Annotated in this window: 9 protein-coding genes; all 9 read right to left on the bottom strand. The window is 30.3% G+C overall.

Going from position 1 to position 10,734, the window contains the following annotated elements; translation table 11 throughout:
• Nucleotides 1-202 precede the first annotated feature (202 nt).
• On the bottom strand, nt 203-928 hold the full coding sequence (locus Q0997_RS19780; protein ID WP_299892341.1) for a hypothetical protein: 726 nt from the start codon (nt 926-928) through the stop codon (nt 203-205).
• Nucleotides 929-1,006: 78 nt separating this feature from the next.
• Nucleotides 1,007-2,104 (bottom strand): hypothetical protein, encoded by a 1,098-nt coding sequence (locus Q0997_RS19775; protein WP_299892339.1) that lies wholly within the window; start codon nt 2,102-2,104, stop codon nt 1,007-1,009.
• A gap of 221 nt (nt 2,105-2,325) precedes the next feature.
• A complete protein-coding gene (locus tag Q0997_RS19770) occupies nt 2,326-2,880 on the bottom strand; it encodes a hypothetical protein (protein WP_299892338.1) in 555 nt (184 codons plus the stop codon).
• A gap of 798 nt (nt 2,881-3,678) precedes the next feature.
• The gene (locus tag Q0997_RS19765; protein WP_299892336.1) at nt 3,679-3,966 is read right to left on the bottom strand and encodes a hypothetical protein; all 288 of its coding nucleotides are present in this window, start codon (nt 3,964-3,966) and stop codon (nt 3,679-3,681) included.
• Nucleotides 3,967-4,887: a hypothetical protein gene (locus Q0997_RS19760; RefSeq protein ID WP_299892334.1), complete on the bottom strand. Its 921-nt coding sequence runs from the start codon at nt 4,885-4,887 to the stop codon at nt 3,967-3,969.
• Nucleotides 4,888-6,165: 1,278 nt separating this feature from the next.
• A complete protein-coding gene (locus tag Q0997_RS19755; protein ID WP_299892332.1) occupies nt 6,166-7,077 on the bottom strand; it encodes a hypothetical protein in 912 nt (303 codons plus the stop codon).
• Nucleotides 7,078-7,088: 11 nt separating this feature from the next.
• Nucleotides 7,089-7,622: a hypothetical protein gene (locus Q0997_RS19750; protein ID WP_299892330.1), complete on the bottom strand. Its 534-nt coding sequence runs from the start codon at nt 7,620-7,622 to the stop codon at nt 7,089-7,091.
• Between the two features lie 1,110 nt (nt 7,623-8,732).
• On the bottom strand, nt 8,733-10,175 hold the full coding sequence (locus Q0997_RS19745; protein ID WP_299892320.1) for a hypothetical protein: 1,443 nt from the start codon (nt 10,173-10,175) through the stop codon (nt 8,733-8,735).
• Nucleotides 10,166-10,734 (bottom strand): hypothetical protein (locus Q0997_RS19740; protein ID WP_299892317.1); only part of this gene is annotated, 569 nt, incomplete at its 5' end. The genes Q0997_RS19740 and Q0997_RS19745, both read right to left, overlap by 10 nt.

Raw genomic sequence — 10,734 nt, 5'->3', positions numbered from 1 at the left:
CTCAAATTCTATTCCTTTTAATGGATGTAAAATAATTTTCTTCAAATTCTATGAGTTTTTCTAATTGTGTACAACGTTTGGTGTATGATTAGTTGCGTGTTTAAGCAACTAATTTAGCAAACAAAAACGAACGCGAGAAAATTCCTTCGGAATTTTCCAGATGAGCACTTACCCAAGCAATTAATTATACACGGTGTTAGCATTAGTTTTTTATTCGCATTACTTCATTTCCAGTCGTTTCCATTATAATTTCAGCATATTCTTTTTCCGCTGGTTTTAATTTTGGTATCTCAAATACTGAATCATTTATTTCTTCTTTTGAATAGTCAACTAAAATCATTCTAATTTCTATTAATTTGTTTAATGATTTATTTATTTGTGCTGGATATGACTTTGTTATTGTCAATATTTTATTTAGGTATTCATAATTATGAGATTTAAATAATTCTGAATCGATTTTTAAAAATGTATCATTATAGTAATATGTTTCTTTTCCTAAACCATTCCAGTCAAGTGTTATCGATTTACAATCTTTTCCCATAACTGAAACTATCGAGTCGTTTTTAATAAACTCTGGTTTTTCAAATTCCATTTTTGATGAACTATAATTTTTGGCATTTGCGATTAATACATATTCAAAACCTTTATCAAAAGTGTAAATTTTATTAATATCTGATTTATATACAATTCTCTTGGAATTACTCGAATTTACAAGTTTTTCATAATTTCCATTTTTTATATTTACCACAATAGTATCGAAGTATTCGCCAGACTTTTTCATATGTTCTATCATATCTTTTTCCGAGAGTCCGAAAGATGAATCCATATTAAATGAGAATTCGACTTTGTAAGTCAGTTTCCCTTCAAACGATTGTCCGAAAGAAAATTTGGTAATAATTAAAAATATTAAAATTATTATTTTGTTCATTGTAGAGTTCTTTTTTTCAAATTAATGCTAACGGTAAATATAACAAACGTTGCTGACCGGAAGGGCAGCTATGTTTTGTTATATAGTGTTATCACCTATTTCAAATTTTTGTATTAATTTTTTTGTTGACTCTTCATTTTCTTCAATTTTTTTAAAGAGTAGATCAGAAACATAATTAGCGATCGGTTCTATTATTTCCGAATTAGATAGTTTGTTTTTAACACAGCCACTAAAAACAGGAGCTTCCATTCTAATATTTATAGCTGCGATCAAGTTTTCTTTCATTCCTTTTTCTGAAATTTTAAAAACTTCTGTCAAATTATGTTTTTGGAAATATTTCATTACACCATAAGTTAGTCCTTTTAATAGCCCGTCAACGTGACTACCATTTTCGTGCGTATAGTAATCATTCACAAAAGATCTTAAAAAAGGCTCGTCAACAGTATAGTCTCTAAATGCAAACGCAACCTCAATCCGAAAATTTTCAATCTGTTCATCAATTGAAGTCTCAAAATAACTTCCTCCAAGTCCACTCAATTTTTCTATTTCGAGTCGGTCACTGAGTCCGTTTTTAAAATGATATATAATGTTACAATTTTCATTTCCAACTTGATATAAAAATTTAAATTTTACTTTTTTATGCAAGTATGCAAATTCACTAATTTCATGACTTATAAAGTTTTCATTCCATTCAAAATTGTCTCCCCAAATTTTTTTGTCAAGAGTGAAGTCAATTTCCATTTTAGAACACCTAATCTCATTTTTATCTTTATCTCCGTTTAGAAAGACTCCTTTTGCATATTGTTGCTCATAGATACAATTATAATCTTTGTCAAATAAATGGATTTTGAATCTCACACTAAGTGCATTAAGGGTTTGGAATTCCAAAATGAAAGGGTTTGTTCTATGTGAATTATGATCCCATTTACTCCAATTATCAACTACAATAGATTGAATGTTTGTAATACTTAAAACTCCAGAATCAGGCTTAGTAATTTCAAAAGAAATAGAGTCCGATTCTAAGTCATTTAGAACATTACTATAAAGCCCTTTTAGTAACTCTACGAAGCCTTTTATATTTACTCTTCCCAGATACATTCCAGGTCTTAAACGAATATGCTCATTCCATTCCAATTTTTGGATATCGTCCTTGGTATATTTCCTTTTATCAGTCACTTTATTTTCATATTGGTGATAACGTTAAATATATGGCAAGTTGGGCAGAAAACAAGTAATTATTTTCGGTCTAGCCACAAGCCAAATCTTTTGTATTTTGTTTTAATTTTTCTTTTTTAATACCAAATCAAAAGATTTGGCGACTTCGCAAATAGACAATAACTTTTTGATTAAACACTAATCGCCCAATTTGCTATATATAGTGTTGTGTACAGTACTTTTCAATATAGTGTTCCCAAAATACTTGTCAATTCAGGAACTATTTCTTTTGCGTATTTCTTTATATAAAGGTCAACGTCTTCTTTGAATTCTTCTTTTCTCAAATGTTTTTTCAAATCATTCGTTGTAATTGTCCAGCGATTGTATTCTGGGTAAAACAAATTATGGTTCCCATTTTTAATGGCATTTATAGCTCTATGTAAATCATCTGAGTTGCTTTTCAAATTAGCTTCTTGGCCTTTCAAAAAATCAATTTGAGTTTTATCTCCAGAATAAGCAAAAATAGCAAGTCCCGATTCTTTAACTTTTTTTGATTTATCATTCAAAGTCCGTTTAGCAAAATCAAGAGTCCTTTTGTCAGTTTTCGCGTATTGTAATACAAATCGAACTAAATCATTTCGGACATCAGCTTTTTTTTCATCTAGGTAATGCTTTTCACAATATGGTATAATTTCATTTCCGATTCTATCTAAGTATATAGTTCGGATATTTTGTCTCGAATTCGGTTTTGATTTCCGTATAAGTTCGAATATTTTATCTATTTGCTCTGAGTTCATTCGTATTGTACACAACGTTTAATGTATGGAATGTGCGGTTTTGTGTGCGAGGATTTTCCGTAGGAAAATCAGAAGCTAGCAAAAAAGCACAGACCTTTGGTTTGGCACTAAAATAAGCATTTTCTATACATATTGTTGTGCACAGGTTATTTTATGTTTTAAAAGTTTTGCTATCCGTTTTTTTTGCGCAATAAAGAGAGAAATCAGAAAACACGGTTAAGTAAAATCAGCGTATAAAAGCAAGAGTAATATCCGATTAAAAAGGTTGAGTCCGTTTTAAATCCGTTTGGAGATTGAGTGAAATCAGAAAGGTGTAGAGTTTTTTTTATATTTAATACACACTTTTTTGAGCTCGAGTGAGCACTTGTGCACAACGTTCAATGTATGGAATGTGCGGTTTTGTGTGCGAGGATTTTCCGCAGGAAAATCAGCAGCAAGCAAAAAAGCATAGACCTTTCGTTTGGCACTAAAATAAGCATTTTCTATACATATTGTTGTGCACAGGTTATTTTATGTTTTAAAAGTTTTGCAATCCGCTTTTTGCGCAATAAAGAGAGAAGTCAGAAAACACGGTTGAGTAAAATCAGCGTATAAAAACAAGAGTAATATCCGATTAAAAAGGCTTAGTGCGTTTTAAATCCGTTTGAGGATTGAGTGAAATCAGAAAGGAGCAGAGTGTTTTTTTATATTTAATATACACTTTTTTGAGCTCGAGTGAGCACTTGTGCACAACGTCTCTTGTATGGTGCGTTTGCCTGCCGAAGGCGGCATATGCAATATACAAATTGTTGTGGGTAGTTATTCTATTTCTCCAGCTTCTTTAAGCTTTTCAATATACTTTTCCGCAGATAACGGACAATTAACCAAATCCGCAAAATCTTGTTTCGATAATTTACATTGAGTGGACATTTGTTTGATCAGGTAATTGTTCAAATCCTTTTTACTTCCGTGACTCAATTTAGTGTATAATATCATTTTTCCATTATAATGAAATTCCAAATATTTATGGTCATTACTATGGTCTTTTGAATCCTCAAAACCTTTTTTCTTGAGATTTTTATATGCTTTTTTACCGTTTAAAACCATCTAAAAAACCTCTTTTACGAAACTATTCAACACACCTTTTATTCTTAACAATCTTTTATTCAATTGATTGTCTTTAAGTGAGTTTAGTCTGTTATACAAATAGTCGAATTCTTCATTAAAATTTTGTTCTGCTTCGTCTTGGGTTTCTCCTGTTCCAATGATGTCTAATTGCTCATTATTGATTACATAATAATCGTCTTCTTTAGCGAATAAACAGCGTAAAGGAAAGTTTAATATATATTGTTTTCTATTAATATTTATTATTTCGGGCGAATATGATAATGAATGCTTTGCAGTTGAAATAACTTCTTCAATACTATTTCTAGTTTTTCCACCTTTTTTAGTAACCTTTATTCTTGCGAATGCTTTTTCTTCTAGTTTTTCCTCTTTTACTTCTTTGACATCAACTATCAAACTTTTCTTTGTTGAAGCCTTGAATTTTTTCGGTCTGTACTTCTCGCTTTCTTGACTAATGTTTCCTTTTTCATAAATAGAAACAGGTGAGTTTTTGAAACTTGATGTAAAACCATAAAGCTTTTCTACAATTTCATTTCTTTTAAAATGTTCTGGATACAAGTCTCTTAAATCATTGTAATTTCCTTTGTCAGATATTGCAAAGATTGTATTTAGTTTTTTGGTAACTTCTTTTCGTTGATTCTGATAGTCAGATATTACTGGCTGAACTCGTTGAGTAAGAACAAAAGACGGAATAGCACTCCCTTTTTGAAAATCAGTTAACTCTAGTTTGAAATTATTTAAATCAATCGATTCGTTTGTTGGTAAATCATATTTCGCAATTGACATAACAAGCTCTTGTAAAGATTCTGCAATTTTTATTAAAGATTCTATAGGAAGAGTCTGGAATTTCCCAAGTTCTCCCTCAATCTTTAAACTTATGCCTTTTTGTAAGTCAATTGCCATTTGTCAAATGTAAGAATGTTTTTTAATTCTAGCGAAAATGTTTGTTTTAATTACCCACAACGGTTTGGCTATGGTTTCGTTGCGGAATCGTCCGCACGGACTATTCCGCGAGACCAAGTCATCATTGCAAGATAAGAATTTCCGTTTAGGAAATTCCGCCGCAATGAATTATAGCCGTTGTTGTAGTGCGTTTTTCCTTATTATTTTATATCCAATTACTGTCAAAATCCATATAATTGCGCAATCAATAAACAAGTTTAATACATTCCAACCAGAATTTGGAATCGGGCAATCGACCATAAATTGATTATAATAAATTAATGGAAATCCGATATTCAATTCTCCACTTTCCACACGATTCAAGGGTGAGTTAATTTGAAATAGAACGGTCAAAAAAGATATAGAAAAGAAAATGAGGATTGCAAATATAGTTGGTTTGAGTAATTCCGTTTTTATTTTCATTCTATTTCGCGATTTTTAAGTACAAATTCATTAAAGAATTTTTGTTCAACTTGGTTTTCCACGGACATTTCAGAAATTTTTAAATCACTCATTCCACGTGGTGAATAGAAAAAGGTTTTCCAAACTGGTCTATGTTTAATGAAAATGACACGGTTCGAGAATTCGTCATGTTCATAAATTCCAATCCAAAACTTTGAAAAAAATCCTAGAGTTATAAATACTAAAATTATTATGATTTTTCGTTTCATTGGCAATGCACTACAACGTTCGATGTATGGAAAGTGCGTTTTTGAGTGCGAGGATTTTCCGCAGGAAAATCAGCAGCTAGCAAAAAAGCACAGACCTTTCGTTTGGCACTAAAATAAGCATTTTCTATACATATTGTTGTGCACAGGTTATTTTATGTTTTAAAAGTTTTATAATCTGTTTTTTTGCGCAATAAAGAGAGAAATCAGAAAACACGGTTGAGTAAAATCAGCGTATAAAAGCAAGAGTAATATCCTATTAAAAAGGCTGAGTGCGTTTTAAATCCGTTTGGGGATTGAGTGAAATCAGAAAGGAGCAGAATATTTTTTTTACATTTAAGATACACTTTTTTGAGCTCGAGTGAGCACTTGTGCACAACGTCTCGTATAAGAAACGTAGGGCGGGTGATAAGCGATACGTTTCGGATTGGTATTAAGCCAAATATAAATATTTTGCTTTTATCATTTTTCGTAAATGCCAAATTTTATATTTGGTGACTTTGCAAATAGACACAGACCTTTTGATTAAGCACAAAAGCCCTATGTTTTCTTATACATTGTTGTGCTTAGTTTATTCGATTATTACTCCAAACTCTTTCAATATTTCATCTCTTTTTTTTATAATTGAGACTTCGTCAACTTTATAATATTCGTCAGGATCACTTACTCCTGTTGTTAAACTCATATTTATGATTACTTTCTCCTGTTTTGAATAAATAAAGGAAGGTTCTTTTGGAATATGCATTCTTAATGATGTTATTTCTGCAAGTCCATAAAGATGAACTGGAAATCTTTGTTCTTTTTTTTCTTCTAAAGCCAAAAAATCTCTATAATCTTTTAATATTCCATTGTTTAAGTAGTTTTTTGTTAAAAACCCATCACCAATACATAAAATCATAGTTAATGACTTAACTTTCATTAGAATTGTTTGTGGATAAATCATAGTTCTTAAATCAAAACTTTCATTTTTTGAAGTGAAAACATATAAACTAGAAGGAATACAAAAACCTACACCGTCTTGATAAGCTTCCTGTACCATTTTGAAATTATCACTTTCTATAATATTCTTTGCAGATTTAGTAAATTCAGATTCCCCTAATTTCAAGTAATCATTATAAAAGAGACCATAATAAATTTTAGATAACCAAGTTGATATAAGCATTGTAAATGATTCATCAGGTCCATATCTCATTGATATTCCCGATTCTTCATTTTTCAAATCAACATAAAGTTGTTTAGGATTGTCAAGTAATTCAATGATTTTATTTTCATATTCGCTTCCAAAACCACTGTTACAAGAACTATGAGCAGGCACTTTTATTCTACTATATTGGAAAGCTCCTTCTCCTTTTAATTCTTCTTCTTTTATACCTAATTTACCTAATAAGCTATTTGGAATAATATGTTCTAAAGTTTTTTTACCTTCTATTGGTTGAGAACAGAAGAAGCATATTTTTTTTATGTCATTATGAGTTGCAGTCATAATAGCCATTCTTAGTTTTTATTCGGTTCAGATTTGGTTTTTTCGTTCAATTTATGCAATAGTAATTCCCCACCTTTAGTCGCATTCAATTTTCCGCTTTGAAATTCAGATATGATTGCAAAACTTGGCAAAATCTCTAGATCATTTGATGGTTTTAGTAATGAATCGATTTTTGTTTTGGTATTCAATTCCGCTATGGTATTCAATTTGGTTTTTAAGTCAGCTTTTATGTGTTCATATCTTTTTGCTATTTTCTTCTTTTCTAATTCATTTTTCCCAATCGATTTGAGACTAATGATTAACGAATCCACAATTCGGTTGTGTTTGATTGTAGAGTAATAAATCATAGCAGAATTCTCTCCGTCATATTTTTTTATCCGCTTTGAGTTAATCTCATTAAAAAGTTTTTTAATCTTGTTTTCCTCAAGTTTATTCAAACTATCCAGTTTAATTCCAATCGTCGAAAATGAACTTTCTACTTCTTTTGTAAGTTGATTACAAGAAATAAAAGTCAGTATTAATAATGTTAGCAGAATATTTTTCATAATTAAGCACAACGTTCGATGTATGGAATGTGCGGTTTTGTGTGCGAGGATTTTCCGCAGGAAAATCAGAAGCAAGCAAAAAAGCATAGACCTTTCGTTTGGCACTAAAATAAGCATTTTCTATACATATTGTTGTGCACAGGTTATTTTATGTTTTAAAAGTTTTGCAATCCGTTTTTTTGCGCAATAAAGAGAGAAATCAGAAAACACGGTTGAGTAAAATCAGCGTATAAAAGCAAGAGTAATATCCGATTAAAAAGGCTGAGTGCGTTTTAAATCCGTTTGAAGATTGAGTGAAATCAAAAAGGAGCTGAGTGTTTTTTTTACATTTAATATAGACTTTTTTGAGCTCGAGTGAGCACTTGTGCACAACGTTCGATGTATGGAAAGTGCGTTTTTGAGTGCGAGGATTTTCCGCAGGAAAATCAGCAGCTAACAAAAAAGCACAGACCTTTCGTTTGGCACTAAAATAAGCATTTTCTATACATATTGTTGTGCACAGGTTATTTTATGTTTTAAAAGTTTTGCAATCCGTTTTTTTCGCAATAAAGAGAGAAATCAGAAAGGAGCAGAGTATTTTTTTTCATTTAATACACACTTTTTTGAGCTCGAGTGAGCACTTGTGCACAACGTTTAATGTATGGAAAGTGCGTTTTTGTGTGCGAGGATTTTCCGCAGGAAAATTAGAAGCTAGCAAAAAATCACAGACCTTTCGTTTGGCACTAAAATAAGCATTTTCTATACATATTGTTACCAACCGTTATTTTAATTATTTAGCAATATTTTGGCTTCGTTTTAGATTTCGATTTTTTGTCAGCCGCATGAGTTGCGCAACGTTTGGTATCAGTCAGTTTTTTTAGAGTCCGTTTATCAAATCCGACGTAAAGATTGCGCATGGTTTTGGTCAGTCAGATTTTGAGTGTTTTATCCGCTAATATGCTTTATTTTTTTAAAGCAAGAGTGGCATGGTTGGTAACGTGTTTGTATATGGTTTGTTGCGTGTTTTAAGCACCTAATTTAGCAAATACAAACCAAATCGAAAATCCGCGAGGGTTTTCGTAAGCAGCCTAGAACTAGCAATAAATTATATACGGTGTTAGCCATAGTTTTTTATATTTTAATAATCGGTTGTTTGTCTTTCATCATTTTCAAATGAGAACAATTTTGTTCGTAAATACTCTTTTGTCGATGAACGATATCTTTTAATTTCGGATTTTGAATTTCTATGAGATACCTAGCAATTAATTCAAGAAAGACATTTACATCATTTATATGTTTATATTTATTGTCATAGTCATAATTAATATTTTGATTACCATTTCCTCCGTGAGCAACTGTGTTTCTTCCAGTTTTATAGATAATCTCTCCTAAAGATTTAGATTTTAAATAGTTGTGATTATTCCAGTATTTTATTAATTCTTTTGATTTCTTTTTCAATTCAACCATCAGGTTTCTGTATTGTGTTTTTCTCTTTTTAATCATAGAATCAGTTTTAGAATTCCAGTTTGAGCCATAATCTAAAAAGTAAAGAGGAATAAATTTATGCTCTACAACTTTTTCATAGTAATACTCGATAACATCTTTCAATTCAATATTGTTTGGTCTGAATAGCTGCTGATAATGGTAGTTTTTTCCATATTCTACAATTCTAAATAAAAACACACATCTAGGTAATGGTTCTATTTGTTTTAAGGAAGAGTGATATAAATCAAATAATTGAGGCATATTGATTTCTGGAAGAATAGTAAAATTTGTTTTTTTATAAAGTTTCAATATTGGTGTAGCCAAAGTTCGAAATTCTCCTTTAGGATTGTTAAAAAACTTGCTACTATTCAAGGTTAAAAGGTCAAGTATATCAAACTCTTTGTAAATGTTTGTCAGTTTTTCGTTGTAATACTTATTGTTAGTAATAATAAAGTTAGGGGAAGCTTGAAGAAAAGCTAAAATATTCAACAAGTCATTTTTATCTTTTTTCTGTGTTTCATCCTTATATAATATACTACTTCCGTGTCTTATATTTCCAATACTAATTTCTTTATAAATTATTCTTTCTTTTACAAATCTTAAATAAAAGTTGCCACCTAGAAAATCTTCATATTTGTAAGTTGAAAATTCGTAGTTTTCTAATTCGAAAATTGCTTGTTCAGATTCAGTAAGTTGCTGATTCAATTTTTTTAAAGTTTGAATTTTTATTTTTTCTTCAAAGCTCAAGCTTTCATCATACTTAAAAAATTCAGTCAGTGTTGATTCAATATGTTCTTTTGATTCAGAATTAAATGAAGTAATTAAATTAGTTGTTTTTTTATCAATTCCCGATATTATTTTTTTTAAATAACTAGCCAAAGCTTTATAGACTTTTACCTCTTCTCTTAATATCTTTTTCTGTTTTTCTAAACTTTTTGTTTCATTAAACTCTTTATGTGCTTTAAGAAACAATTTGTCAAAGTTTTCAACTCTGATAAAATTTAAATAGAATCCACTTGTTATACCATCTGGTAAGTTCAAAATAAATTTGCTGTGGTCAAGATTACTTACTACTTCTTCTAATCCCATCCGTCATTTGCATTAGTCCAATCAAATAAAAATACTAGTTGTTCAAGTTCTAAAATTGCCTTGTGTAGTGTTCTATGGCTTTTGCTATAGTGATTTTTTAATGTTTTATTTCCTAACAATGAATTAGTAAGAGCATCATCAAAAAGTAATTCGTGAGCAATGTAGTTTCTATATTCAACCAAACTTTTTAAGAGATAAATAAAGTCTTCTCTTAATCCATTTTTTTCAAGTTCATTTGTAGTTCGTCCAAGAGTCCATTTTTCCATTTTATCTAAATCATATTGGAATTTTTCTTGAAGAAGTTTTTTAAGACCAAACTCAAGAATTTGAGCAACTCCCATAAACATTGAGTATTCTTCGAAGAAACTTAAATTTTCATATTTTTTTGTACCATTTTTCGTTCCTTCTCGAATTTCCTCTTTTGTAAGATGTGGTAAGTCTTCTTTTTTAGCTGTCATATTCTTGGTTGGTAGATTATGGCTAACGGACTTGTGTATGAAACGTAGCGTGTAAAAAGACACTAACTTTCGGGTTAACACAGAGCCGAATTTTTCTCTTT

Origin of the sequence: uncultured Lacinutrix sp., from assembly GCF_947500325.1 — a bacterium.
Lineage (GTDB): Bacteria > Bacteroidota > Bacteroidia > Flavobacteriales > Flavobacteriaceae > Lacinutrix.
This window is presented reverse-complemented; position numbering and strand designations above follow the sequence as displayed.

What these genes read in the sequence shown, in the direction of transcription:
- Q0997_RS19765 (WP_299892336.1), bottom strand. Translation starts at nt 3,966, where the DNA reads ATGGTTTTAAACGGTAAAAAAGCATATAAAAATCTCAAGAAAAAAGGT.
- Q0997_RS19780 (WP_299892341.1), bottom strand. Translation starts at nt 928, where the DNA reads ATGAACAAAATAATAATTTTAATATTTTTAATTATTACCAAATTTTCT.
- Q0997_RS19745 (WP_299892320.1), bottom strand. Translation starts at nt 10,175, where the DNA reads ATGGGATTAGAAGAAGTAGTAAGTAATCTTGACCACAGCAAATTTATT.
- Q0997_RS19770 (WP_299892338.1), bottom strand. Translation starts at nt 2,880, where the DNA reads ATGAACTCAGAGCAAATAGATAAAATATTCGAACTTATACGGAAATCA.
- Q0997_RS19750 (WP_299892330.1), bottom strand. Translation starts at nt 7,622, where the DNA reads ATGAAAAATATTCTGCTAACATTATTAATACTGACTTTTATTTCTTGT.
- Q0997_RS19755 (WP_299892332.1), bottom strand. Translation starts at nt 7,077, where the DNA reads ATGACTGCAACTCATAATGACATAAAAAAAATATGCTTCTTCTGTTCT.
- Q0997_RS19760 (WP_299892334.1), bottom strand. Translation starts at nt 4,887, where the DNA reads ATGGCAATTGACTTACAAAAAGGCATAAGTTTAAAGATTGAGGGAGAA.